Here is a 26,994-nt window from a genome sequence, read left to right on the forward strand (position 1 = left end):
GACTGGTCAATTTCAGTTTGTGATAAAGCTAGGGCGATGGAACGGTTGTGACAAGCCTTTTTCGGGAGTTGATCAGGCGTCATACCGAAAAGAAAAAGGCGGCCCAATGGCCGCCTTCTCCGAAAATAATGTGATCATAGGGTCACTGTATATCTTCATTCCGATAGGCAATATGTTCCTGCTTCCAGCCGATACGGCGGAATACCAGAATGCAGGGTGACTGCGGCGGCTGATTAGCCGGGTCATTCAGATCGGTATCGAAGGCCCAATCGCGCCGCGGCGGTTCGTAGTAATCGAGCGACCAGTCACCGTCGGCCTGCTCAGATTGCCAGAGGTTGATCATTGAACCGCGGATAGTGGCAGTTCGCGTACCACCCCAATACTCAAGGAAACGCGGGAGGTTTTCCAGCCCGCCGCCATAGTTGGAACTGGTCGGTTCCGTGTCACCGGTGATCATACAGACATTGACGGTGGTTGCCACGGCCGTGCGGCTGCTCGTGGAGAGATTCCCTTTGGTATCGTCCCAGTTGCCGGAGAGAATGGTATAGGCATCGGCAATGATCGCGGCAGGCTTCTTATTCACCGTATTGTAGTGCCCAAACGTGTAAACCGGATTGTTACTGGCGACCGTCAGCGCGGCTCCGAGCGTTGTCGCGTTTTTCAGGCGAAGCGCCGGCCACTTGCTGGCAGTCAGTGAATCCGAGAAGTAGAGCACGCCGTTGGACGGGCCGTAGCCATTAGCATACAACGCGGCCACGTCGAGATCCGTTACGTCGACGTTCTTACCTTCCCGCTTGTCATAGAACTTGTCGCTGACCTGGGTGATGATCCCCTTGGTGGTCATATCGGCGGTGACATCGGTCCAGGTGGAGCCGGAGAGTTTATACGCTTTGCCGTTGATGAATTTCAACGTCGCTTTGAGCTCATACGAATCATCGTTGCCCGATGCCGGTTCGATCATCTTTCGAAGGTCGCTGCTATTGGTGAGCGGTAGTCTCAATTCTTCCTGACCAAAGGCCTGGTCCTGGACTTTCCCTCCCCAGCGCGATTGAGCCTGATCGTGCCAGTCGGAAACTCGGGCATCCAGCCAGCCGCTTCCGGATTTCATATTCTGGTAAAGTCCGACTCGATCCTTGATGAATACATTGCCGCTGCTCGACCCTGAGTACAGACCGCTCTTGAGACCATGGTAGATACTCCCGGAGGCCGACACCCAACTATCAAAGCGAAGGTTGGTCAATGCCTGGATATACATGCTGCCGTTCACATGGACGCGACCGTTGATGATCATGTCATACATCGGCGTGGTCTGGAAGTCATCGTTGTAAAAAACCGCGAATTGGAAGATCGGAACTTGTGCGGCTTCAAACTCCTGAACGACATCTTCGCGGGTGCCGTCTTGTGCATACATTGCCGTGGAGCGGATCGTATACGTCTTTACCAGCGCATGTAATCCAACCAGATTTCCGTCAGACAATCGCTCCTGGGTAGTCCCTTCATCGATCGTTTCGTACGTCACTTCGCAGTCATTCAGACTTTCAGAGCCTTCGGGAAGGTTCACGGGCGGAAGTCCGGTATCTTCGTACTCGGCCTGGATCTGGGCAACCGCGATCTCCAGCCCGGCCTCAGCCGCGTAAAACGCCTTGCTGTCATGGAGCTGGTTGCCGGCGACCTTGACTTCATCATCGGAGGTCGACAGCGCGGCAAGCCCGATCAGGGTGAGCATGCCAACCATGATCAGGGCGACCAAGGTTGCCATCCCCGCCTGATTTTCGGTGTACCGAACGACAGACAAGCGCAAGCCGCGAGGGATCAGTGATGAGATTCTCATAACTTTTACCAATGTTAAGTGTTCGGATTACGGGCGATCCGCCGGTATTATTCAGCACCGGATCCAGCGGCTCCTCTGCATTATATCGGACCTATTCTTGATAGATTTACCCCCCTCGCGAACCTCTGGGCCGGCGAGGTGGTTTGACTGGTAATTGAGCCCGGAATTGGACTTTGGCGGGAGTATCTGTCATTGCCTTGTCGGGTGGGCTGACTTACCATATTGAGAGAGATGGACCACGTCGAGCAGCAGAAAGATCAGTCGGAAGGGGGCTTCAGGCGGATAGTCCGGGCGATGCGTCACCGGAACTACCGCCTCTTTTTCGCCGGTCAGGGTATCTCGTTGATTGGCACATGGATGCAGCAGATAGCGGTTAGCTGGCTGGTTTATAGACTGACCAACTCCCCGTTCCTCCTGGGTATCGCCAGCTTCTCTCTAAATGCCCCCGTGCTTTTTCTCGCCCCGATCGCCGGTTACTATGCCGATCGTTGGGACCGCCACCGACTCCTAGTTATCTTGCAGGTTCTGTCGATGGTCCAGGCGCTGGCCATGGCCGCTCTCGTCCTGACTGATCTCATCACCGTCTGGCAGATCATCATTCTCAGTCTGTTTCTCGGAGTCATCAATGCTTTCGACATGCCGATTCGGCAGTCCTATATCGTGGAGATGATCGAAGATCGAAAAGATCTGGGGAATGCCATCGCTCTTAATTCGACCATGTTTAATTTGGCACGGTTGATCGGACCATCAATTGCCGGGCTAATGATCGCTGCGGTTGGAGAAGGGATGGTCTTTCTGGTCAACGGTCTCAGTTATATCGCAGTCATAATTGCACTAATGGCGATGACACATGTGAATATGCAGGCCAAGAAATCGGATGCTAGCCTCTGGGAATCAGTTCGAGAAGGCGTCACCTATTCCTTCGGATTTCCGCCGATCCGGTCTTTGCTTTTGTTGCTGGCACTGGTCTCGTTGATTGGAATGCCTTACACCGTGCTGATGCCGATCTTCGCCAGGGACGTTCTGCAAGGGGATTCGCACACGATGGGGTTTCTGGTGGGAGCCTCGGGTGTTGGAGCATTGATTGGCGCATTGTATCTGGCATCGCGAAGATCGGTCAGGGGACTGGCCCGGCTTGTCCCGATCGCCGCGGCCGTATTCGGCGCGGGCTTGATTGCGCTTTCCTTCTCTCGCAATGTCTGGCTTTCGATCGGCCTGATGGTTTTCACCGGCTTTGGATTTATTACTCAGGCGGCTTCAAGCAACACGTTACTGCAGACGATCGTCGATGATGATAAACGGGGGAGAGTAATGGGACTGTATACGCTGGCGATTCGCGGGATTGCGCCGTTGGGGAGTCTCCTGGCGGGAGCAATGGCCGCCAGCATTGGTGCACCCTATACCTTTATGCTGGGGGGACTTGGTTGCATTCTGGGAGCGCTTATCTTTGCACGATATCTGCCGGCGATGCGCCAGATGATCCGTCCGATCTACATTCAGAAGGGGATAGTCCCTACCCCTGAAGCGGTTCGTGACCCGGAATAACCCCCTGACAATCCTCAAAAGTATGCTGTCCGCGGCGCCGATACTAGGGGTATGGGTACCGAGACAGTCTATCTTCAACGGCCGGAGGAGGACGTTGAGCCGATCGGCGAAACGCTCGATCCGGGGCACTCCGTCTTTGCCAACCGTCGGGGCCTTTACCTGACATTTTGGTTGTTGGTGCCGTTGATCCTGCCGACCTGTGCCTTTTTGTATGCACTTCCGCTGGCGCCGGTGATCTGGTTGGGGGCAAAGGTGGCGGGAACCGCCACCAGCAATCATAGTGAAACGATTGTGGCGATCATCCTGTTGACCAGCTTTGCGCTGGCGATGGTCACGGTCGTGACGCTCTGGAAGCGGACCAAGTTGATGGCCCGCTCACTTCGCTAATTCTTCAGGACTGCATCTGCGCCGTGCGGCGCTTGACCTGTCCGAATCCGACCAATCGATTCTCCTGTTCATCCCACAGACGAAATGTCAATGATTTGAAACTTGGCCAGAAGCGGACCTTGGGTGTGGCCGCCAGCGCCTCGTGCTTTTCATGGCACTTGGGAAGATTGTAATTCGGGATGCGTGAATTCAGGTGATGAATATGATGGTAACCGATATTTCCGGTGAACCAGTTCAGCACCTTCGGCAGCGCATAGAACGAGCCGCCATCGAGCGACGCGGTCATGAAATCCCATTCGGGCTGACGTGCCCAATAAACGCCCTCGAATTGATGCTGGACATAGAATAGCCAGATTCCAGCCATCGTTCCGATATACAGCACCAGGAACTGAACTACCAAATAGGTCTTCCAGCCGACGATCAGGCTAACGCCAACTCCCATGAGAAGAATGGCGAGATTGGTGATATAGACCGATCTCCGCTCTTTGGAGGTCGCTTTGCGACGGACCATTCGGTGTGTGATCAGGACGATAAACAGCGGTCCCAACAGGAACATCACCACCGGATTTCGATACAGCCGGTACTGCAGCCGGGTCTTGAAATCGGAATTGATATACTCCTGAACCGTCATCATCCAAACATCTCCAAAGCCGCGCTTGTCCAGATTTGCCGAAGTAGCGTGGTGTTTGGCATGGCTCTTGTGCCAGTAGTCGTAGGGAGTGAAGGTCAGGATCCCGGTAATATTGCCAACGATGATATTCAGGCGTTCAGAGGCGAAAAAGGCTGAGTGTCCGCAGTCGTGGAAAATAATGAACAGGCGGATCAGGAAACCGGATGCCAACACGATTGAAGGCAACGCGTACCAGAAAGAATACTGCATCACCCAGAAAGAGAACGCCATCAGCGCCAGATAGGGGATGAGTGTATTACCCAGTTGCCAGAGACTTCGGCCGACGGATGGTTGCTGGAAGTGCGAGATCTCCTGCTGGATGATCTCCGGGGTCAGTTGTTCACCAGACTGCACGGTGGGTTGGATGTGATCTGTCAGGCACGTTCTCCGATCTTTTGGGCGACAGTGCGGGGTCGCAGGTATCCGTGGCTTGAGGTCCGATACCGATCATGATGCTGCGACTCGATCAGAGCGAAAGAGCTTCACAGTAAGCCACACTCGTTGAACCGCAGCCCGGACAGGTTCGTTCCAATTGGCGCGCAAGGTAACAGATTTGAATCAGGATGGCAACTAAATCATGGAGCCATGCAGTCCGGGTCGAACCCGCTCACCGCAAGTAACTTGAGAGCCCTTCAAGGAACAACTGGACCGCCACCGCGACCAGGATCATCCCCATCAGTCGTTCGATCGCCGCCAGACCGCGTTTGGTCAGCAAGTCAACAATATAGGTTGAGAGATAAAGCACAATAAAGGTCACTACCCAGGCACCGACCGCCGCCAGCAATAACGCACCCACTGACAGGGTTCCGGTCGACGAAAACAACAGCAAGGCGGCCAGTAATGATGGTCCGGAGACGAGCGGCACGGCCATAGGCACCAAAAATGGCTCCCCCTCGAATTCGGTTTGCGCATCCGCCTCATGTCGCGGAAAAACCATCCGGATCGCGATCAAAAACAGGATTATTCCCCCGGCTATCGAAACCGATGCGCGTTCGAGGCCGAGAAAGGACATTACATATTTACCGGAAAGCGTAAAGACCGCGATTATCAGTAGCGCGAGGAGTAGTTCACGGACAAGCACTTTGCGGCGACGTTCCCGCGGTACTTTCTCGAGGATCGGTAGAAAGATCGGGATATTCCCGAACGGATCCATGATGAGAAATAGCGTGACTGATATTGAAAGAATTTCCATACTGTCCTGGCCGTGATCCGGCGTTCAATTAAATATGGTGGGAAAATGGCCGCTGGTCACGGAGATCGCAACTCTAAAACACTACCGGCAATGCTCAACCGTTATTCAGCGGATCTTTGTAGTATTCGTAGTGATAATGGATCCTTCGCGTCACCTCGCCCGACTGGTCGCTGGTGAACAGCTCAAGAAGCTGGCCATCGGCGGAGTACCGGTAGTTTTGAATGCTCAACACAGTCCCTTCGGCATTCAGCGTGATGATCTCCGCATAGTCACCCGAGTCCGTATAGCGATAGGAGAAAGTCCGATTGAGCGTGCCGTCCGGACCATAGAGGGTCTTGCCGACCCGGCGACCGGATTCAAATCTGTTCTCCACCCTGATCATCACACTACCATCACCTTTGGTCTGAACGGCGGAAATGTTCTCCAGGTACTTTTCGTGAGGAGAATAGGCGTAAACGATCGTGTACAGCAGAGCGCCTGCGGCGTCGTGTTTCACCACGACTATCTCATTGGTGGAGTCGTGATAGGTGTAGTCGAGTATGCCGGTCATTCCCCCGTGAACGTCGAAGCTAAGCACTTGGTGGATCAGGCCATCCGGGTTGTAAACAAAAACAGTGCGATCATCCAGCGAATCCCCGAAATAGGTGAGCTCTTCGAGCCAGATATTCTTCTCCCCAAAAGTGTTGATCGTCCTGGTAGCGCCGGATGAGTCGATCACGACCTGCTCGATGGGGTTCCCCCGTTGATCGAAATGATTGCTTTGCCAGAGGAGTGAGTCGGCGGGTCGGTCCGGCTTGTCGGGAAGCATCACCCATGCATGCTGGATTCTGACCTTATGCTGCGCAAACGTGGCGCGGATCCGCTCCTTTTGCTGCTGTTCATCGCGTGTTTTGGGAGGTTCGTCATGAGCGATAAGTGAGGTACAGAGAAACAGCATCCAGATTCCGAGGAAACAACCTGCCGTGAACGTCCTGTTCATCTCCCAAACTCCTGTCCCGTTGTCGCGAATCTCATTGTCCGTGGGAGGCCCCAATAGCAGGGGTCACCTGATAACCTGGTCCGGCGAAAAAGGTAATATGACTAACCCGGATTGTCAACGTATGCACCGGTGAATAATAGTGAGAAGACTCAACGTTCAGGTGCCGAACGGCTGGACTCAGCATCATCCTGGAATAGCGTGTCCGATACCTGCCAATTGTCTGCCAAACAAGGGGGGGAGCGTGAATATTGTCCGGATCGGGAGGTACTGCTTTTTAGTTGGTGGGCGAACAGCGCCCGCCTAGATTAGAGTAAAACTGGGGGCGCAATCGAGCGGCAACTTAACAGGCTATAGCACAAAGGGAGATAGATATGCTCTTCATTCTCGCACTTCTCATCAGTATCGCCGCGTTTTTTGTCTGGCGGCGCGCAATCGTCGTCATGCGTCAGAGCAGCAGTGTGGCTCGGTCAGCCGGATCAGTTGCGTTGCTCTTTTCGGTCATCTTCGGGGTGGTCGCCTTGACCCAGTGTTTCTCACAGGTGCCGGCGGGACATGTCGGCGTTATTGACTTCTTCGGCATCGTCTCAGACCGCGTACTCCCCGCCGGGATCAATCTGGTCAATCCATTGGCGCGCGTCGTCAAGTTTTCGATCCAGACCAAAGAGCAGAAAGAGACCATGCAGGTATTGTCGCGCGAAGGTCTCACTATCGGGTTGGAAATATCCGCCCTGTATCGGTTAAATCCTGATTCGGCCGCTTCAGTTTACAAAACTGTGGCCGGAGGAGATTACGAGTCGGTCATTCTGGCGCCGCAGTTCCGGTCGATAAGTCGCGCGGTGACCGCCGGATTCCAAGCGAGTGCACTCTACTCGACCGAACGTGAACGACTCGGCGTGACCATTCAGGAAGAGCTCTCCAAAACCATGGAGAAGCGAGGGGTCTATATCGAGTCAACGCCGCTTCGCAATGTAGCACTCCCGACCCAATTGACCGAGGCGATCGAGCAGAAACAGCGTGCCGACCAGGAAAGCCAGCGGATGGAGTTCATTCTGACTAAGGAGAAGCAGGAGGCCGACCGGAAGCGGATCGAGGCTCAGGGAATCTCCGATTTCCAGAAGATCGTCTCTTCGGGGATCAGCGAGCAACTCCTTCGATGGAAAGGAGTGGAGGCGACCGAAAAGCTGGCGCATTCACCCAACACCAAAGTGATCATTGTCGGATCCGGCAAAGATGGCCTGCCGATCATCCTCGATACTAAGTAGATATTTTCTCAACAAAATAAATAGAGGTGGCTGCAAAACGCGGCCACCTCTTTGTCTGTCTATTCGTCTAAGTGCTACTTCTGCATCACAGCACCGCTGGAATCCAACTCGATATATCCACCCTTCTCAAATGACTTTCCATCGCGAGTGAAAGGTGCTGCAAGGCGCGCGCGCCGGAGTTGGCCGTTCTCCCAGAACGTCACATTGGCACCATCACCGAAGACATCCGCCATCCAGCTGTACTTCGCCACCGGGATATCCTGAATCATCTGATCTTGCGCCGGCCAGGCGATCTTCAGTTTCCCGTTCGGGTGGAAGACCGTCTGGAATCCATGTCCTTCACCTTTACAGAGTACGCCCTGGATGTTTGTCTCCTGTTGCAGGAAGGCAAAGTCAAATTCACCCTCACTGGAGAATGCAACGACCGTCCCTTTTGGCAACTCTTGCCCAGAAAGCGTGTCGACCGCGCCCAGCGTACAGCTACGGAGATTGCCGTTGGGATAATAGGAGATATGCCCCACACAAGTGACAGACTGCACTTCGACCGGTCCGGAAAGCGCCTGTCCGGACTTGTTCAGTTGACCCTGCGCACCCTTCTCAGGACGGCTCATCAGAGCAAACAGAATGACCAGCGCCAGCGCCGTGGCCCCGAGAAGAACGGCACGAATCTGCTTGTTGCGTCGTTGGTCGGATTCGGAATCTTCGCGACGTTCACCCAATAGACAGATTGCGGCGATCAGCATGCAGCCAACCAGCAACCAGACTGGGACTGAATTACTGTTGAAGCGATACAAGTGAAACCAAAAGACCATTGCGAATGCAAGCGCCGCAATACCGACTCCGACTGGACGGGGGTATCTTCGTGACAGATATCCTGCAATCGCAATGACCAGTCCGACTGTAAGACCGATGATCGACCCGGTCGACAGACCCTCCGAGAGAATGACAAAGGTCGCGATCACCAACCCCAGCACGATGATGATGATTGAGGCCGCCTTCCGCAGCTCACCATGCATCACCAGGTTGGTCACTCCCCGCGCTACCAGGCCAATGATCAGAAGCAGATACATCTCATCCGGCTGTTCTCCTCGCGCTAGGCGAGCAATTGAGAATCCGACTATTGCCAGCATCACCGCAACAAAAGCGACATTGCCGGAGCGCGAATGGATCTGCACCTGCCGTTCATCATCGAAACGGGGGGCCAGTTCGAACGCATGCAAAGTCGGGCGGAGGAGATAGGCCGCGACCACCAGCAAGAGCGCGATCGGTTGCCCCAGCAGCGCCAGACCGATACCTGCCGCAAACAAGGCGCAGGCTGTGTAGAAAATGGGGTCACGTTTACGCATGGTCCTGTTCCTCCAGAACGAAAAGCTGTTCGACGGTCGTTTGAAGATGATGCGCCAAAAGCAGGGCAAGTTTGACCGAGGGAGAGTAATCACCGCGTTCGATCGAGATAATCGTCTGCCGCGACACTCTGACCAGATCGGCCAGTTGCTGTTGGCTCATTTCGCCGCGTTCAAAGCGGAATTTGCGAAGTGTTGTTTTCATGGCGACTCTTTGGCTTAATTAGCTCATTCACCAATGCTATCGGCAGGAATGTACAGTATACTTTACATAAAGTCAATAAAATAATACATAATGTAAAGCAACGACTACATGATTTTGAGAGTTTTTGAGGAAGAGATCGACGGCAGTAGCTGCCTATATAATTGTATAATAACAGCTTACCTGGTTTCGTCCATAAAAAACGGGTCCGACCTCGGACCCGCACTTGATATTCTCGAAATTCGTTTTATTGACCGCCGACCAGTGCGCTGGCCAGCTGTTTGAAATCCGCCTTCATTCCGACAAACCATCTCCCGTCCGCGCGTTTCCGGAGCGGGATGACATCGACGGCGTCTATCGTCTCGCCGGAGTATTGCATGCTCACTTTTATCACCGCATAACCGGTGGTCTCGGATTCCCGCAAGCAGCCCACCAGGCTGAACGATCCCGATTTCATAATCTCCGCAAATTCAGGCGCGTATTCGGTCATAAAACCCATGAACTTAGCGAAGAAAACACCTGGTGGTATCTTTTCCACTTCCTCAATGCTCGCGAGACTGTCTTCGAAAATCATCGAGAACGCCGACATATCGGCGTCCGCTCCGGCTTGCCTGAGCGCTCCGACCATTATCTCCTTGAACCCGACAAGCTCCGTGGTGTCCATCAACATGGTCAGCGAATCCCATTGGAGAGCCCGGCTGTATGCCTGATATTGGTCGAGCAGGAGAGTCAGTTCCTCCGCTTCTTGACCGATAAAGCATGGCTGGTCGGTCTGGGCCGCGGCGGATGTTGTCAATAGGATGAGGGCGATCAGGATCTGTTTCATGGTGATACCTCCAGACTCATGGTGCGAAAATTTCCGCCCGGAGACAAGCAAAAGATAACTGCTACTCGGACTTCGCTTCCAGATGAAAGCGGTGCAGGAAGCGGTGGAAGATCGGGGCGATCAACAGGCCGAAGATCGCCAGGAAGATCACACCGCTGAAAATGGCATAAAATCCGGCAAAGATTTTGGCGGAATCCGAATTCAGCAGATCGACCGGCCCCATCCCGCCCACGATCATCGATGCATTGAGAAACGCATCCACCCACGGCAACCCGGCGATCCAGTGGTAGCCGCAGACGCCGACTATCATCCAGACGATCAGTGCGGCGACCGCTAGCAGTGCCGCATTGAGGAGCCGTCGGACGAACTTATCTCGTGGCGCGAGCGGCTGGTGGCGATGTTCAAACTTCAGGGCCATGTGCACTGATATCGAATTTCTTATGTGGATGTCAAGAAGGGAAGGGGCGGCGCCTGCCGCCCCTGAGATTCAACTGGCCTATCGGCAGGGTGCAAGTTCTGGCGAGCCTGTTTGAGTCAGATATGCAATCAGGACCGACAGATCAGACAAGTCCACTCCGCCCGAGCCGTCAGTGTTCGCCTCTGCAGGGCACGGTAGTGGATAGCTGGGTGTGAGTATCAAGTAAGCAATCACGAACGTAAGATCGAGCAAATCTGGAGTCTGTGAAATGGAACCGCTCGGATTGCCAGTCGTACCAATACAACAGCAGGCATCGCCAATGCCATCGTTGTTGGTGTCTTCCTGGCCGGGATTCGCGATGAGCGGGCAGTTGTCATTTATATCAAGTAGACCATCCGAGTCCCGATCGGCGGACGGGCCGGCCAATTTGGCCACGAAAGCATCTGCATTGCCTTGATAGGGCTGATATGGATCTGGAAACGGTAGCTTTCCTCCCCATGTTGTCATCCCGGTAACGTATGTGTTGCCGTCGCCATCAGCGGCAATGGCATAAGCCTCCTCCCAAGCATCTGAACCAGATTGAGGCAAAAGGTAGCCGGTGTAAAGGAGACTTTCTCCTCCGGAAGAAACCGCGACCACCATAATATCATTCGTATACGATTGTGGTTGAGAAGAAGAACCAGGGCGCGGCCACAGGCCAGTATCATGATAACCGGCTATATAGATGTTTCCGGCAGAATCGAGGGCCACACTATTGGCGAAATCATGCCTCGGTCCGCCGATATAGGTACTAAAGTACAGACTGGTACCATCAGCGGAAAACTTGGTCAAGAACATGTCGAAGTAACTCTCGTCTCCAGTTTGTGGTTGCAGCGGATTCGCTAGTGGAAACCCCTCACCGCCTGTTTTCCCTACAACATATGCGCTGCCGCCACTATCCACTGCTATGTCATTTGCCTCGTCCCAGTAGAGCCCGCCCAGGTATGTGCTGTAGATCAGACTACTACCGTCACCGGAGAATCTGGCGACGAAGGCATCTTCACCACCGCCGTAAGTCATCTGAATTGCATTCTGTATAGGAAAGTCGGTTGACTTGGTATCTCCCGTAACGTAGGCGTTACCGGCGTCACTAACTGCAATGGCATGTCCATATTCACTGTCGCCACCGCCAAAGTACGTACTATAAACCAGGCTTCCACCATCAACTGCTAACTTTGCCACAAAAACGTCAAAGTTGCCCGTCTTTGCCGCTTTCAGAGGATTCTGCAAGGGAAAGTCTACGCAATTGGTTGATCCTATCACATAGCAATTGCCATTCGCGTCAACGTCGATCCCGGTTCCATCCTCTATATCTCTAATACTGAAGTCATAGATGCTACCGCCAAGGCAGGTACCAAACAGTAGACTGTTCCCCGCGGCGGAGAGCTTGACCACAAACGCATCGGTCGCCCCCTGGAGTGTTTGAAAGGGGTTCACGGTCGGGAAATCCGGAGAATACGTTGTTCCCGTTACATAAGCGTTGCCTTCAGTATCAAGCGCCACATCGTTGCCTCCATCAGCCGAGTCTCCGCCGATGAAGGTACTGAAGACCAGACCATCGCCTGCAGGATTGAGCTTGGTTACAAAGATATCCGAACTTCCCTGATGTGTCTGGTATGGATCAAGAACAGGGAAACCTGCGGAGGATGTATTGCCAGTTACATATGCGCAGCCATCAGCATCAACCGCGATGCCGTACCCCTTGTCCTCAGCACTGCTCCCGAGATACGTCCCGTACACCAGGACCCATGTGCCAGTTGCCGCCTCAGCGGACGTTTTCATCGCCCCTCTCATCTCACTCTCCGTCACCGGCAGTACTCCCGCGAAGCGCATCTCGCCAAATGTGGTCTGGAGCGTGGCCATGCCGTCGCTCTCATTCGTCACGGACAGCGCGCCGCGATACTCCGTCTTCACCTGCGCAAGGCTCGACTCAGTTGCCGCCGTCAGGCGACATTCCATCTTCCCATCCCGCGCGCCAAACGAGGCATCCACTCCGGGGTAAAGCTGCTGGTAGGTGATCCCACTGAAATTGGGAACATCGGTGTGCCAGTTCGATCGCTCATCGCCGATGAAGTAATTGCACTTGTACTCCAGTTCATCCAGCCCGACAACCTGTGCATCGGGACTCGCTCCTACAAACTGCGCCTTGAGCATGATCGATTCGACAGAATCTCGCTCTTGATGCAACTGGTCCGCGGGGTCGATCTGCCGTGGTCCCAAGCCGGCCGCCAGTGCACCCTCGCTCGATTGTGGAAGGGGAATATGTCTGCTGAACTGGTAGTAGATGCCGTCTTTGGTGAACCACATGGTGGCGCCGCCGGCATCGGCCCGGAATAGAATGGAATCCGGCCACTGCCCCATATTCTTGGTGAAGGCAGTTGGCATGGATGAAGCTGAGGATGTGACTCTCAGATCATCGCCACCGGACATTACCGCAGAAATTGGACTCGAGTTACCGGCGTAGATTATTGTCGCCGACAACAGACAGAGCATGAAGATTGACACGAGCGATGAACGTAGATACATAACGCCTCCCAGAAAAACAGTCGATTGACCTTAGAGCGCCAGTTGGGTAACACCAAAATATACATTGTTACCTATAATGATGCAATAGTCTACTCGCACCCCACCTGCAACTGGATCCCCGAGGTCGTCATGAATGAGATCATGAGCGACAGATCCGACAGGTCGATCTTGCAGTCCCCGGTCAGGTCGGCAAGCATCTTCGGCGAAATCTCCGGCCGCGGAGTCTGCACCAGATACGCGATCAGCAAACTGAGATCCGACAGATCAGTCGAATGGCTGTGGTTTATATCCCCAAGTTTCCAGGTCCAGAACTCTTTCACACTCGACATCGCCCCCAACCCGGTTTTGTCGCGCGAGGTCACCCGCCAATAATAGTGCGTGCCGAAAACCAGCGAATCAACCAGCGGCAAATTGGTCGCCAGCAATGAATCGCGCACCAGCGCAAACGAGAAATTCGCCCGGTCCGAAAGCTCCAGTTTATACCGCACCGTGTCCGACGGGTCAGGGTCATACGATGCCTGCCATGTCAGCGTGGGCAAGAGCGTGAAGATCGGTTTGTTGTTCGGAAGCGGCGGATAGTCCAGCATCGGCGCGGTTGGCGCCTCGGGCGTGCCATTCACCAGGAACTGCGCGAGGTCGGTCCAGGCGGAATACTCGAAACCGTCAAACGCCCGCGCGCGCCAGAAATAGCGGCAGTTCTCCGCGAGCGGATCGACAATCTGGCCGCCGGTCGAATCCGCGGTCTGCGCCACGCCTGTCAGATTGATATCCGGTCCGGATACGCAGTCGGTATCATGGAACCCGGCGAACTCATAGGTGAGCGGATCAGCCTCGGCATCCGCGCCGTTGGTGAGCCAGAGTATCGGGGTCGACCCAACGACCGTTAGATTCGTTGGAGCGCGAAGCACCGGCGATGTCGGCACCGAGTTCATGCGGAAGGAGGTCTGATACCAATCGGACCAGGCGAGCGTGTTGTGCACGCGCAACCTGAGATAATAGGTCTGACCATCGAGCAGCGCAGAGCCATCATATACGACAAACGTATCCGATGATGCAAACGGCGCGGGATTCCACTTCTCGGCAAACTGCCAGTCATTGTCCGTCCCAACAGCGATGAGGAAGGAGTCCTGTCCAACTGCTTCGGGATCGGAGTATTGCCACTGGAACTGCGGAAGTGGATTCAGCTGGTTTTGATAGGCGGTGAGGCCGTCAATTCTAAATGAATCAACGACTGGGGACGTATGACATTTTGGACGGTAATGTGAACTAATTCCGAGTCAGCCAATTCACCATCACTGGCGATGAACAGGACATCATACTCTCCGGCCTGTGCAAAGGTTGGCGTCCAGGAAAAGTTGCCATGTCCGTTTGTGCTGTCGAAGAATGCAGAACCGGGCAGATGAGCAGGAACTTCAAGCGACGGAGTTGTTCCATTGGCGTCTGTAGCTGAGATATTGAATGACAGTTGGACTCCTTCATTCACTGTCTTTGGCCCAATGGGAGCCAATACTGGCGGTGCAACTATCGGAAAATAAGGGATGGCACCCATGTCATTTCGTGAACCGTCTGGGTCATTGTATACCGGATTGGGGTCACCAGAGTTGATACAGGGCGATACTACTTGGAGAGAATAATCCTTAGTCGCGATGTTCTTGAACAATGCGTCTTGCGTGACATTGCCGGATCCCGGTATACAACCATTTGCATAATTTGCCAAATTATCAAAGAGGCAATTGTATTCGACAGTCATTTCACCATGAAAGGCATATACTGGTGCGCCGAAGATGATATTGTTGCGAATATAAACGCTTCCTGCGCTCTGCTTAGCTATGCCGCCATATGTGATCACACGAATTGTATTGTTGTAAACCTGCAAATTATTGACCGTGCCCAGCAGTCTAATATCTCCGATGCCTTGGTTGTCATACATCAAGTTGTAACAGATAGTATCACTCTGACTGCCGCTGCCGTCACTACCAACATGGATCGCGGAACCATATCCGAATCCCGTGTTTCCGAATATTCGATTTCCTCTTATCAGAGAACCGAAAGTAGTATTTAGGCTAATGCCTCCTCCAGCATTACCTTCGTGCGAGTTACCGGTTATAATATTCCCGAGAACAGCCAAAGATGTATTTGCACAGATGATGCCACCTTCAACTCCGCCAGTGATAGTAAATCCTGAAATCTCGGCCCGTCTTATCTGAGTATTAGTAATCCGAATAGTTGCCAGTTCTGAACTCTGACCTCGGATAATTGTAATCTCCGGTCCCCCACTACTCGTAAGCGTTATCGCCTTACCTTGTACCAAGAGATTTTCCACATACTCACCCGGCGCTACTAGCACCGTGTCGCCTTCAGATGCAGAATCTATCGCCATCTGGATTGTTGTGAAATCTGAAGGTACGGCTATGGACTTGGGAAGCCACACAACGAAAGATATTCCAGCCCACTCACTCCAGCTAGTGCCATCGCTAACGCGACAGCGCAGGAAGTACTGTTCCTTATCCTGCAATGGCGCACCAGAGTACATTACCGAAGTCGATGAATCATTAACCTGTCCACTAGCCCACATTTCGGCAGTCGACCATTCATTGTTTGTTCCCACTTCGATCTCGTAGGCTGACTGAACCACGCCACCTGTATCCAAAAAGGCCCAGACCACTTCCGGAGTCAGCGAGCTGGTACGTGCTCCACTCAGTCTTGGTGACACTGTAAGTGAAAAACAAATCGGGTAATTTGTTCCACCGAGCCCGGACAAAGGATACGCCCCAATGTCGTTTCTGGTCCCGTCGGGGTCATTGTAAGCCGGATCAGGATTGCCAGCGTCTACACAGGGACTATTAGGTAACAGGCGAAAATCTCTCAAGGTAGCGTCTACGAACAGTGGGTTAAGAACTAACGATGGAAACCCTGGGTCAGCTAAGTTAAGATAATTAGCACCATTGCCAAAGACGTCGTTGAAGGCAAGTACCGGCGTTCCGCTTCCAGCTGCAATACCGTAGTTGACATTGAAAGCTATAATGTTGTTTTCCACAATCGCCGAAGATGAATAGGTCGCAATTCCGCCATTAGCTCCAAAACAGATTGTGTTGTTGGAAAATTGCGCCGGACCCTCAATTACGGCCGCTGCCCAACTCGGATATGTTTGATCAATCAGGATATTTCCTCTGATAGTAGGGGCGCTTCCAGGGCTAGAGCGTATTGCAATTGGGCCTCCCTCAAATGTAAAACCTTCAAGAATAGCGTCCGCGGACTCACTACCGGAAAATAGCACCGTAGGATCGCTTTGACTATTTGAGATAGCACCAATGACCTTGGTCAACAACGGTCCCTGGGACGATTTGACAATCACATCCTTGCCATTAAAAGAGAACCTCTCATTGTACGTACCCGGCGCAACGAGTACCATATCGCCGTTGACCGCGGCGTTGATACCCGCCTGGATCGTCGGCTGTTGTGAGGGGACATAGATTGTGGCTGAATACGAAGACGCGACGGCGCAGCATAGCACCATCAAAGTGATGAAAATAGCGAACCTGTGCATGAGCTCTCCCCGAGCGGTTAGTACTGTGTTATGTGGATTCAGTATACAACATTACGCGGCGATAGTCAAGGGGGGTGGATCCCAGCTTTCGCTGGGATGAGGCGCGAGAGGGCCGCTGGGATGAGTTTTCTAATGCATTGCCAAGTACTGACGGTAATCAGTTCTTGAATTGCAGCGGCGTCAACTCGCCGCTTTTCGAGACGCGATAGAATCGACCCTTCTCCCAAACCAGCGCCTGAAAACCGTGCAGCGCCTCAACATCCACATCGATCGCGATCACCTTGCCATCGTGAAAGAGCGAAAGCGTATCATGTTCGGTATGTCCGACCACCACCTGATCGACATCGCACAGCGCAAGCACCGAATCGATCAGAGCAGTCGGAGCGGCAGGGTAGGACCCCTCAATCCCTTCAGTATATCCGCGATACCAGAGCGGGCCGAATGAGCCATACAACCGTTTGGTCGGAGCGTCAAAGTAGAGGCTCACCGATGACAGATCCAGTCCGTCGCGGGCGGCTTCATTGATCTCACCAATACTTGCTCTGCTTTTCACGAACTCCGGCATCAATCCACCATGCACAAAGAGGGTGCGGTCGAGTCGCAACAGCGCATGTTTGGAACGGAGCCACCGGCCAAGTTCTGTCTCCGGTCCGAAAAGCTCATCGTATTTGAAGCGCGACCGCCGCGCAATCCCTTCAGTGTACCGTTCATTCAGATACCGAAGATCCCCGCGCATCACCATCAGTTCATGATTCCCCAACAGAAAGTGCACTGCGCCACCCGCGGCCGATGCTTCCTGTTCGAGGCGATAGATCAGCCAGAGGCACTCGGTGACATTCGGACCGCGATCGAAAACATCCCCGACTATGACCAGATGACCGTCGCCAAATGACCACGTGAGGTCAGTGTCGATCACTTTCGCCGCTGTCAGTAACTCGACGAGGCTACTGTATTCCCCATGGATATCACTCACTGCAAACAACTTGGTGATTTGCTCGAACTGGTCCGGCTGTGGCAGATGCCGACCGACCGGGATCCGATAGTCAACTGCAGAATCTTTGCAGAATCCGGTGAAGCGGATCGTATCCCGCGCCACGAACTGGCGAGTCGATAGTGCGCTGTCGCAGAAGTAGATCACCTGGGCAGTCGTATCATTCTGCCAGAATATGTGCGGACCATCATCTGTCGACAGCTTGACCGCGGCGCTATCTGGCTCCGCGGCGCGCAACAGTGAAGACAGGATGGCTAGAAGAATTGCATGGGCGATGCTTCGAAGAAACTGTTTCATGCTCTCGATCCGATCAGAACGACCAGTTGATTATCGGGAAGACCGGGAACTGGCCCCCCTGCTTGATGATATTCACCAGCCCTATCTGCAGACCGTTCATCGTCACTGCATAGTTGACGAACCCGAGCTGGAATCCGCTGGCGTGGCCGGCATAGTTAACCACACCCCACTGGAATCCCTCAAATTTCCCTTTCGTGATATTGATTCCGGTTCCTTGCCATCCGACAAAGTCGGCATCATTCAGTCCGACCAGTCCCCATTGCACGCCCTTGGACTGACCCGAGGTTGAATGGCTGACCAGACCCCAGTCTAATCCGCTAACATGCGTGTTCTTGCCATAGATCAGGCTGAGCCGTATTCCTGCTATGGCGTTACTCTCCGACACTATCTGGACTGGTGTAAACAACGATAGCTGAATTGGCTTCTCCCGGGCCATTACCGGCGAGCGCAAGATCAGCGCGAAAAGGCGCCAAAATCTTTTTTTTCGTCCAGCGGCAGCCCCAGGTCATCATGAAAGTTCTGAGGCGTTCTGGACTCAACCTGTCGAGGGTTGTAGAAGAAACCCAACCTAAACACTCGAGAACATGCACTTCTTAGGCCGATCGGAATGCGATAATTTTCGCATGATGCTACTGAGCCTTCTTTGGCTGCTTGTCCTGTCTGTCCTTTTCGTGCTGTTGGTCTTTGGACTGTTTCTGCTTCTGGCTTTTTTCTTTGTCCTTTTTGCCGCCTTTGTCACCCATGGTAGGGCTCCTTTCGATCTGCAGGTTGATTAAAAGAACGCTGCCATAATCAAACTGGCTCAGTTCCCCTTCAGATTTATCGTAGACGCATTCGTTCGTGCATGCGCCGAATCATGCCCATCACGTTCGATCAGTTGCTGTTACACCATATTACGATGCAAAGTTCAGGATAAAGTCGGCTCACTCCTACAAGTATTTACGACACAGGACAGCATCACCCCAATGCTGCCCTGTATCTTTTTGGTTCGTGAAGCGGGGTTATTTCAACAATGTCATCTTCCTTGTGTACGTGTGGTTGTCGGCTGTCAATCTCGAGAAGTAGATTCCCGACCCAACCGGATTCCCGTTGTCATCGGTGCCATCCCATATGATCCGGTGAACTCCCGCCGACTGATCCTTATCTACCAGCGTGCGTACCCGTTGACCGGCCACATTGTAGATGTGGATTTGAACCGTTGCCTGCGCTGCAAGCGCATATTCTATCGTGGTAGTCGGGTTGAACGGATTTGGATAATTCTGAGAAAGTGAATATCCGTTCGGCAAGGTTTCGCCGTCCTCATTGTTCTCCGGCTTATACATGATATTGGCCGTGGAGAGCGGTATGACCCCTGAGGCAATCAGTGTCCTGGCATTGATGCGCGACAAGTTTGACCAAAGTGTAACATCTGTTGTGTCGCCGGCCATGAACCGGTTCGCAATGAACGTAATCGCCTGACTGGCAGTGGCACCATCGGAGGTGACCACTCTGCGCAAACTGAGTCGAGACGAAGCCACATTGAGCAGGCAGGCCAACAGATGCATTCTGGTTCGGTCGGCGATGCTTATGCTTGGATCATCGATCCACAGGCTGGCGATATCCAGAAACGTCAGAGCTCGGGTTGTTCCACCGGCATTGGTCGCACCATCGATACGAATGGCGAAACCATCCGTCCGCGCATAAAAGTGTTCGTAGATCGTGGCTCCAAGCTGATCGATATCAGCCCGCGTCATGTCGCTCTCGACCGGCGCACCGTCTCGCATGGCGACGATCTGGCGTTTCCACCACCAGAAGTCAGCGATCGCGCCATTCGTTGCATCGCTCAATTCAAAATTGACCACCACACCATCACCGGAAAGCGCGACCGGGACCGCAGCGGGAGAGACCGACCCATAGCCAAGCGGCAGGTTCACTTCTACTACATAACCTCCGTTCGGTATCTCATCCAGGTAGTAATCACCGAAGAGATCTGTTGTGGCCGATTGAAATAGGTCGCCTTCGTCAGTGAAGAGATTGACAGTGACGCCGTGCATCGCGTTTGACCCGGCGGACACACTTCCGTGGATCCAGGCAGTCACCGGACTGCCGACTATGGTCAGTTCGCCGATGTTATTGCTCTTTGAGCACTCGGGCTTGACGACGTTGGGGTCAATGACCACAAATATCGTCCGAGGTACCGGTGCCTGAAGAACATACTGAACGGAGACTGTTCTCGATTGGCCACCGTTGATCGATGCAATGGTCTGGTCCGAACCTATGCGAGCGCCACCCAGGAGGGGGTCGCCATTATAGAACCGGACGACCAGATTCGTCGCTGGCCGAGAGCGTGGATCGCTGTGTATCACCGCAGATAACGTGACCGTATTTCCGGGCACAGCTCCGGGATTTGAGACTGATATATCATCATCGGTCAGATAGAAATCAGTGGCCGCCCCGATCGTGACCCGGATCGATACCTGACAAACTGTTGAGCCGTTCGCATTAGTTGCAGTGACGCGATATGAGTAGAGCCCGGATGTATCCGCAGCAAATGACAATTGATTCGCCGACCAGGATGCTCCAGGCACAGTGACCTGCGTCTGATTGGAGATCGGCAACGAGATCTGCAGTGTGGCCGGGAAGCAGGATGTCAGGTTGACTGTTCCCGATGGACAGGTAATGACCGGGGTCGGGCTCGCGACAAAATTCGCAACCACACTCTTGTTGCTGTTCATCAATACTGTTGTCGATAGTGCAGTCGGATTCGTCACGCCGCCTGTCCAGGAACTGAAAGCGTAACCCGAGGCTGGCGTGGCCGAAATGTTGACTACCGAGCCCGCAGAATGCTGGCTGGTTCCACTGGTTGGCAGGATAGTGCCGCCCGCAGTCGGAGTCCTGGACATGGTCAGTGTGTATTGGGTAGGCGAACTCGTACCGACTACAATCTTGGAGAAGTAGATATTAAACGGCCCCGTGCCGGTTCGCCAATAGACCGGAATGTAAGGAGAATTGGCCGGGACATGGAATGTCGTATTGGGGTCGCGGTTGGACTGGTTGGCGGTGTTGGTGGAGACCAGGACGGGTGCCGTCCAGGTACGCGATGACTGATTCCATTTTTTATAGTATACCATACCGCTTGCATCGCTACTAGACGTCTTCTTTATATAGAACACAAAGAGCTCTCCGCCGCGAACCGTAGAAATCGGATACCACTCTTCGTCCGTCGTGGTACTGGAGTTGTCAATGGTCTGATGGTTCCAGGCACCAGAGCCGTTGGCGTAATTTTTCCACACATGATGAAGTTGCGTACCAAGTCCAAAGATCAGATGCATGGTCGTATCATTAATGACGTTGTGAGTAAATGATCGAACATGCCCCATATTCACCGGATAGATCGCGTGATCTGGTCTCGCGACAAACGATGATCCATTCCAGAGGTAATACTGGAAGCCGCGGGGATCGTCAAGGTAGAGGACCACCAGCGCTGGATTTCCTCCGACATAGGGCATTGAACCGATCCGCACGTCATCATGTTGTGTGGCGAAGGCGGTGCCGCGCGTCCAACTGGCACCGTCGTTGTCCGAATAATTGTAGCGCACATTTTCGTTGGGGCTTCCGCCCAGCCGGGTGAACAACCAGATACGACCTGTATTCTGGACCATGATATTGGAACGATAGGCATCAGTTGTATTGGCGATCGTCACCAGCGGTCCCCGGTCGGTGTTGCTGTTGATCGGTGCATTGAACTTGCGGAACATGATGGTGGTGCGACCCGGCCAGGTGACGTACATATTGCCGCCGCGGCCGAATACGGAAGTGTGCATGTCGAGATAGCCTAACGGATCGACCTGTATAAGATTGGTCCCCCACGTAGTCCCACCATTGCTGGTATATGAGATATTTCCCAGCCTGTTGCTGCCGTTGCCATAAACGGCATAAAATCGATTGGGATCCGTCTCCGACATGTATCCTTTCCAGCGGGGGATCCCCAGCGTAGGACCGCTATTGGCTGTTGATGTCGCGATACGGATCGGCGTCGTTAATGAATCAGCTTGAATCGGTACTCCTGTGAACAAGAGACCGAACACAAATATTGCCCCAACTATCTTCAGGAAGTCTAACTTTCGCATATTTCCTCACTCGCTTTTTGACGTGAACACACTCCCAGGTCCCCCGGAGAATCCCGGACGTACAATGGTTGCTCATACAATTTTTCCTCTGGCCAGATGGCGCTTTCCGACAAACATGAGTATTGCACCGAACAACAGGACTACGGCACCCGCAAGAGGGGTGATTGGGATCCGACGCTGCTGGTCTACCTCGACGTGCAGCGGCCCCAGGTCAACGACATCTTTCGCCGATGTATAGGTGATGCCTCCATAGACGATTCCCACAATGCCGACGACAGTAAGACACGCCCCCACAATGGTGAGAACATTCATAACTCTCTCCTCTCTGACGCGAATTGACTTAGATCACCCGTTTGCCCGAGATGATCCGCAACAACACCGCGACGATAGCGATAACGATCAGGATGTGAATGAATCCGCCAAGCATGTACCCGGAGACCAGGCCCAAGGCCCAGAGTAGCAGTAGAATGACAGCGATTGTCCAAAGCATAGGTTGCTCCTTTCGAGTAAGGGTCTTCTCGAAGTGATCCGATGCAGGTTCGCAGCGGCAGGAATTGCGCGATGCAAACGCTTTGGTAAAATATTATACAACGTGGACCGTCAATTGGTTCGCGCGTCGTGATAAACGATCAGATAACGTGATACAGATAGTAGGCAAGTCGATGAGAGACTAATTGATAGCGATTGGGGACGGTGCGGAAAAATACTCGACTGCGACTTGATTCTCTTGAAAAACGAACTGACCGTTAATTTAACGGAGATATTGAGTCATTGCGGAGAACATTGGATAAATGTCGAACTGCCGTCATCAGCGGAGAATAGCGCGAAAGGTGCCAGCGAACAGGACTCGCGAGGGATCAATCAGCAAATAGGCTGTTTACATGAAAAGCCTTGTCGAATCTGACGAGCCGACGATGATATCTTAATACCTTTTCTTGCACTTCTGCATCGTTTACACATGTCATTTCGAAGTCAACTAAGATCGTATCAATGTTCATTGGGATCTTGATAATGCCAAATCCAATATGTCTGAACCTCGGGTTCAATGTGTCTATTTCATTATGACTGCACGCGAGAGGAAAGCGAACGGAATCCGGCAGAGTAGTCATTGTGAGAGTATCCACGCGGAAGGCGGCCTGACTTGAGCTGTCGACTCGCATCATCCGCACTACGACGCCAAACGTGTCGGTCTTAATGTTCGCCCCTTGCCACCCGGCAATGAGAGCCACCACTGCCAATTGGGCCTCCCAGCCATCTACCGTATCAACCGGCCCATACCATGCTTGTCCAAGGTCGTAGTTACCATTGGAATCTGGCTTCAGTGAGTCGAGCCTGAAGAGCCTCCAATGTTGAGTTACAGTACAACCCACGAAAAACATTGATAGGATCGTTGCCAGCGTAACCAATTTGACATGAGGTTTCATTTTCAGCACCGGACTGTTCTATAGCTCTATGTTTCTCTCATGATAGTCTCTTGGCGGCTCTTTTGAAACAGGAAATGAGTTGTTCTGGATTTAGAGGCCGATACAAAAAGGGCCAACGAACCTGATGAGTGACTTAAGCTCTTCCCCTTCATAAGAACTCAAAAGTATGGCGGAGGAGGTAGGATTCGAACCCACGGTACCTTTAGAGTACAACGGTTTTCAAGACCGCCGCTTTCGACCGCTCAGCCACTCCTCCGATTCGGAAATGTCGGTCAGACCACACTAAGTTAACTCGCTGTCGGCGTAAGTCAAGTGGGCAGTGAAGTGGCTTTTGCGGTGCCGTCGGGTGGGGGATTGCTTCACCCTCCGGAGGGGGGCGGCGGGATGTAAGGTGTAATCGCTGGCCGGACGGTTCGCAATGACGACTCGCGGGAGGCGGGCGACGGTTCATAATGTCGGATGCGGGAGGAGATTGAGACAGCACGTGAGAGAGCCCTCGGGAGAGCCAGTAAAAATGGAACCCCGCTTCTGGGCTTGATGTTGAACCCGATTATGGATATCTTTGCCGAAGAACATGGCGAAAGGAATATCATGACCAGAGCGAAAGCGCATGCCCGGGTAGCGGTGCTCGGCGCCTCCCCCAAGGAAGACCGCTATTCCTTTAAAGCGGTCAAGATGCTCAAAGAATACGGTCATCAACCGGTCCCGGTTCATCCGGCTGGCCATGTCGTTGATGGCGATGTTTCCAAGAAGTCGCTGGATGAGATCACGGAGCCGGTGGATACCCTGACGATGTATGTCGGGCCGGATATCTCAGATAAAGAACTGGATAAGATCCTGAAGCTGAAACCGCGGCGGGTGATCTTTAATCCGGGGGCTGAGAACGATGCGCTGGCCTCGAAACTGGAAGCTGCCGGGATCGAAGTTGTGATGGCGTGCACACTGGTGATGCTTCGGTCTGACCAGTTCTGATCACTGCGCTATTTTTTGATCAGACTACGAAGTAACGCCAGATTTTTGATATCTTCCTCGAGATCCTCCTCTTTGGGGGTCTCGAGCACCATCGGGATCTTCGCCAGCTTTTTGTCATTTAGAATATTCCGGAATGCTTCGATCCCGATCTTCCCTTCCCCAATATGCTCGTGCCGGTCTTTCTTTTCTCCAAGCTCCTTCTTGCTGTCATTGAGATGCATGACGCGAAGGCGGTCGAGCCCGACTGTCTCTTCAAACTTCTTCATGGTCGCCTTATAGTCGGCTGGATCGGTGATCGGATAGCCAGCCGAAAAAATATGGCAGGTGTCGACACAAACACCAATGTGGGACTTCTCCTTCACCCCTGCAATCATATAGGCGAGCTGTTCAAACGTATAGCCGAGGTTCGACCCCTGCCCGGCGGTCGCCTCAAGACAGACTGTCACCGTGTTGTCTTTTAACTCCGCGAACAGCTTGTTCAGGTTGGCAATGATCCGGTCCATCCCTTCCTGTTCACCGGAGCCGACATGCGAGCCGGGGTGAACAACCAGATTGGGGATCTTGAGCATCGCACAACGTTCCATCTCAAGCTTAAATGACTCGTAAGATTTGAGATTCAGATCCTTGTCGGGAGAGGCGAGATTGATCAAGTAACTGGCATGCGAACAGGCCACCGTGATCTTGGTCTCCTCGATCGCCTTGAAGAACTTATCCAGCTCGTCCTGCTCGATCGGTTTGGCGCGCCACTGACTGTTCGCTTTGTTGAACATCTGGATGGTATCGCAGGTTGCCTTTTGACCGCGGTAGATGGCGTTAAACGCGCCGCCGGCATTGGATTCATGTGCGCCAAGGAGCATTTCAGGTCATTCCCTTATAATAGTTCGTGTCTCTTCCACAAGATAGCCAGACAGCCCCGGCGAGGCAAGCCTGCCCGGGCAAAAAGAGAGTGGACTGCTCTATTTTGTGACTCACCGGGGATTAAGCGCAAGGAATTTTGGCTCGGTCATATCCTCGATCGCGTACCGAACCCCTTCGCGCCCGATCCCGGAACCCTTGACCCCGCCATACGGCATATGGTCGACGCGGTAAGTCGGTACATCATTAATTATCACGCCGCCGGTCTCGATCCGTTTGAATCCATACATGATGTCGTTCATGCGATTGGTGAAGAGTCCGGCCTGCAGGCCGAACGCGGAATCATTGACCATGGCGACCGCGTCTGAAAATTCACGGTAGCCGTTCACCACCGCCACCGGGGCGAAGAGCTCATTCCGGCAGACTTCCATTTCGGGTCTGACATTAGAGAGCAGGGTCGGTTGTAGCTGCAGGCCCTCGGCCTTTCCGCCGCAGAGCAGCTTTGCGCCGGCTTTGACTGCCTGCTCGATCCACTCTGTTGTACGCGCCACGGCCTGAGTGTCAACCAGGGTACCGATATCTGTGCTTGGGTCCGTTGGGTCGCCTACTTTGAGATTGGCGATCTTTGCCAGGAACATCGAGACAAACTTTTCGCGGATCGAATCCTGCACGAATATTCTCTGCACAGAGATACAGGATTGCCCCGCTACTCCAAACGCGCCGAAGAGGAGTCGGGTGGTGGCGTAATCGAGATCGGCATCCTCGGCAATGATCACTCCGGCATTCCCACCCAGTTCGAGCACTACCGGTTTCTGGCCGGAATTAGCTTTGATCCACCAACCGATCTCGGCCGAGCCGGTGAACGTGATCAGCTTGACTCTGGGATCGGTGAGCAATGGTGCGGCATCGGCCGCCGAGCCGGGAAGTATCGATATCGCCCCCTTGGGGTAGTCAGTCTGCGCGATCAACTCAGCCAACATGAGCGCAATGATCGGAGTCTTGGAAGCTGGCTTGAGGACTATCGCGTTTCCGGACGCGATCGCCGGTCCGATCTTATGAGCCACCAGATTGAGCGGGAAATTGAACGGCGTGATCCCGGCAATAACACCGCGCGGGAATCGTCGGGCCAGACCAAATCGTCCCTCAGAACCGGGGATCCAGTCGAGATCAATGATCTCTCCACCGATCCGCTTCGCTTCCTCGGCCGAAGTTCGTAAGAGGGCAATCGCGCGACTGACCTCAACCCGCGACTCCTTGATCGCTTTACCCAGTTCCTTAGTCATCATCTGGGCGAACTCTTCGGCCCGCTGTTCGAGCAGATTGGCTATCTTGCGGCAGACAGCTTCGCGGCGATAGACCGGGAGTTCGCGAGTCTCCGCAAAGGCAGAATCAGCGAGTTCTATGGCGCAGCTGAAATCAGCGGACGTTGCTTTGGCCACCTGACCAACTACAGAATTATCCCATGGATACTTGACAGTAATACTGTCGGGTGAGGTTTTCCATTCGCCGCCGAGAAACATGCCAAAGTTTTGAGACATACTCCGCTCCGAGGTCTGACTGAGGTTTGCTAGCAGTCTAT

23 protein-coding genes and 1 tRNA gene are annotated in these 26,994 nt (G+C 53.4%); 4 read left to right on the top strand and 20 right to left on the bottom strand.

The genetic code is table 11. The annotated features are described in order from the left end of the window. Positions 1–142: 142 nt before the first annotated feature. On the bottom strand, positions 143–1,831 hold the full coding sequence (locus IPH75_10110; GenBank protein ID MBK7142422.1) for a hypothetical protein: 1,689 nt from the start codon (positions 1,829–1,831) through the stop codon (positions 143–145). A 231-nt stretch (positions 1,832–2,062) separates the two neighbouring features. On the opposite strand from IPH75_10110, the gene IPH75_10115 reads away from it, so the two are divergent. Next, the gene (locus tag IPH75_10115; protein MBK7142423.1) at positions 2,063–3,376 is read left to right on the top strand and encodes an MFS transporter; all 1,314 of its coding nucleotides are present in this window, start codon (positions 2,063–2,065) and stop codon (positions 3,374–3,376) included. A gap of 51 nt (positions 3,377–3,427) precedes the next feature. Then, the gene (locus IPH75_10120) at positions 3,428–3,763 is read left to right on the top strand and encodes a hypothetical protein (GenBank protein MBK7142424.1); all 336 of its coding nucleotides are present in this window, start codon (positions 3,428–3,430) and stop codon (positions 3,761–3,763) included. Between the two features lie 4 nt (positions 3,764–3,767). Here IPH75_10120 and IPH75_10125 read toward each other — a convergent pair whose 3' ends face one another. The 3 genes from IPH75_10125 to IPH75_10135 form a co-directional block, all read right to left on the bottom strand. Then, positions 3,768–4,664, bottom strand: coding sequence for a fatty acid desaturase (locus IPH75_10125; GenBank protein MBK7142425.1), 897 nt, complete (start codon positions 4,662–4,664; stop codon positions 3,768–3,770). Between the two features lie 376 nt (positions 4,665–5,040). Next, positions 5,041–5,625, bottom strand: a complete 585-nt coding sequence (locus IPH75_10130; GenBank protein MBK7142426.1) for an NAAT family transporter — start codon at positions 5,623–5,625, stop codon at positions 5,041–5,043. Between the two features lie 94 nt (positions 5,626–5,719). Further along, the gene (locus tag IPH75_10135; protein MBK7142427.1) at positions 5,720–6,604 is read right to left on the bottom strand and encodes a hypothetical protein; all 885 of its coding nucleotides are present in this window, start codon (positions 6,602–6,604) and stop codon (positions 5,720–5,722) included. Positions 6,605–6,975: 371 nt separating this feature from the next. Between IPH75_10135 and IPH75_10140 the strand changes: the two genes are divergently transcribed. Further along, positions 6,976–7,866, top strand: a complete 891-nt coding sequence (locus IPH75_10140) for a prohibitin family protein (GenBank protein MBK7142428.1) — start codon at positions 6,976–6,978, stop codon at positions 7,864–7,866. Positions 7,867–7,940: 74 nt separating this feature from the next. Here IPH75_10140 and IPH75_10145 read toward each other — a convergent pair whose 3' ends face one another. From IPH75_10145 to IPH75_10210, 14 genes are all read right to left on the bottom strand, one after another. Continuing rightward, complete coding sequence (locus IPH75_10145) at positions 7,941–9,212, bottom strand: hypothetical protein (GenBank protein MBK7142429.1); 1,272 nt, start codon at positions 9,210–9,212, stop codon at positions 7,941–7,943. Next, complete coding sequence (locus IPH75_10150) at positions 9,205–9,414, bottom strand: helix-turn-helix domain-containing protein (GenBank protein ID MBK7142430.1); 210 nt, start codon at positions 9,412–9,414, stop codon at positions 9,205–9,207. Before IPH75_10150 ends, IPH75_10145 begins: the two co-directional genes overlap by 8 nt. Positions 9,415–9,658: 244 nt before the next feature. Next, on the bottom strand, positions 9,659–10,237 hold the full coding sequence (locus IPH75_10155; protein ID MBK7142431.1) for a hypothetical protein: 579 nt from the start codon (positions 10,235–10,237) through the stop codon (positions 9,659–9,661). Positions 10,238–10,298: 61 nt separating this feature from the next. After that, positions 10,299–10,655 (bottom strand): hypothetical protein, encoded by a 357-nt coding sequence (locus IPH75_10160; protein ID MBK7142432.1) that lies wholly within the window; start codon positions 10,653–10,655, stop codon positions 10,299–10,301. A 78-nt stretch (positions 10,656–10,733) separates the two neighbouring features. Then, entirely contained in the window at positions 10,734–13,220 is a 2,487-nt protein-coding gene (locus tag IPH75_10165) for an SBBP repeat-containing protein (GenBank protein ID MBK7142433.1), read from the bottom strand. A gap of 89 nt (positions 13,221–13,309) precedes the next feature. Next, positions 13,310–14,200 carry a hypothetical protein gene (locus IPH75_10170; protein ID MBK7142434.1) on the bottom strand — a complete coding sequence of 297 codons (891 nt, stop codon included), beginning with the start codon at positions 14,198–14,200 and terminating at the stop codon, positions 13,310–13,312. Positions 14,201–14,400: 200 nt separating this feature from the next. Then, on the bottom strand, positions 14,401–16,767 hold the full coding sequence (locus tag IPH75_10175) for a hypothetical protein (GenBank protein ID MBK7142435.1): 2,367 nt from the start codon (positions 16,765–16,767) through the stop codon (positions 14,401–14,403). A 157-nt stretch (positions 16,768–16,924) separates the two neighbouring features. Further along, a complete protein-coding gene (locus IPH75_10180) occupies positions 16,925–18,055 on the bottom strand; it encodes a metallophosphoesterase (protein MBK7142436.1) in 1,131 nt (376 codons plus the stop codon). A 13-nt stretch (positions 18,056–18,068) separates the two neighbouring features. Continuing rightward, a complete protein-coding gene (locus tag IPH75_10185; GenBank protein MBK7142437.1) occupies positions 18,069–18,461 on the bottom strand; it encodes a hypothetical protein in 393 nt (130 codons plus the stop codon). 595 nt (positions 18,462–19,056) lie between these two features. Then, the gene (locus IPH75_10190; protein ID MBK7142438.1) at positions 19,057–22,164 is read right to left on the bottom strand and encodes a T9SS type A sorting domain-containing protein; all 3,108 of its coding nucleotides are present in this window, start codon (positions 22,162–22,164) and stop codon (positions 19,057–19,059) included. Between the two features lie 72 nt (positions 22,165–22,236). Continuing rightward, positions 22,237–22,476: a DUF3185 domain-containing protein gene (locus IPH75_10195; protein ID MBK7142439.1), complete on the bottom strand. Its 240-nt coding sequence runs from the start codon at positions 22,474–22,476 to the stop codon at positions 22,237–22,239. Between the two features lie 28 nt (positions 22,477–22,504). Then, the gene (locus tag IPH75_10200) at positions 22,505–22,654 is read right to left on the bottom strand and encodes a lmo0937 family membrane protein (protein ID MBK7142440.1); all 150 of its coding nucleotides are present in this window, start codon (positions 22,652–22,654) and stop codon (positions 22,505–22,507) included. Positions 22,655–23,021: 367 nt separating this feature from the next. After that, positions 23,022–23,597: a hypothetical protein gene (locus tag IPH75_10205; GenBank protein MBK7142441.1), complete on the bottom strand. Its 576-nt coding sequence runs from the start codon at positions 23,595–23,597 to the stop codon at positions 23,022–23,024. A 158-nt stretch (positions 23,598–23,755) separates the two neighbouring features. Then, positions 23,756–23,844: transfer RNA gene (locus IPH75_10210), tRNA-Ser, on the bottom strand. Positions 23,845–24,179: 335 nt separating this feature from the next. On the opposite strand from IPH75_10210, the gene IPH75_10215 reads away from it, so the two are divergent. After that, the gene (locus IPH75_10215) at positions 24,180–24,560 is read left to right on the top strand and encodes a CoA-binding protein (protein MBK7142442.1); all 381 of its coding nucleotides are present in this window, start codon (positions 24,180–24,182) and stop codon (positions 24,558–24,560) included. Positions 24,561–24,568: 8 nt separating this feature from the next. Here IPH75_10215 and IPH75_10220 read toward each other — a convergent pair whose 3' ends face one another. Both IPH75_10220 and IPH75_10225 read right to left on the bottom strand, forming a co-directional pair. Beyond that, complete coding sequence (locus tag IPH75_10220; protein ID MBK7142443.1) at positions 24,569–25,417, bottom strand: deoxyribonuclease IV; 849 nt, start codon at positions 25,415–25,417, stop codon at positions 24,569–24,571. A 111-nt stretch (positions 25,418–25,528) separates the two neighbouring features. After that, positions 25,529–26,953 carry an aldehyde dehydrogenase family protein gene (locus IPH75_10225; GenBank protein ID MBK7142444.1) on the bottom strand — a complete coding sequence of 475 codons (1,425 nt, stop codon included), beginning with the start codon at positions 26,951–26,953 and terminating at the stop codon, positions 25,529–25,531. Positions 26,954–26,994: the final 41 nt, after the last annotated feature.

Source organism: bacterium, assembly GCA_016708025.1.
Classification (GTDB): Bacteria; Zixibacteria; MSB-5A5; order GN15; family FEB-12; genus FEB-12.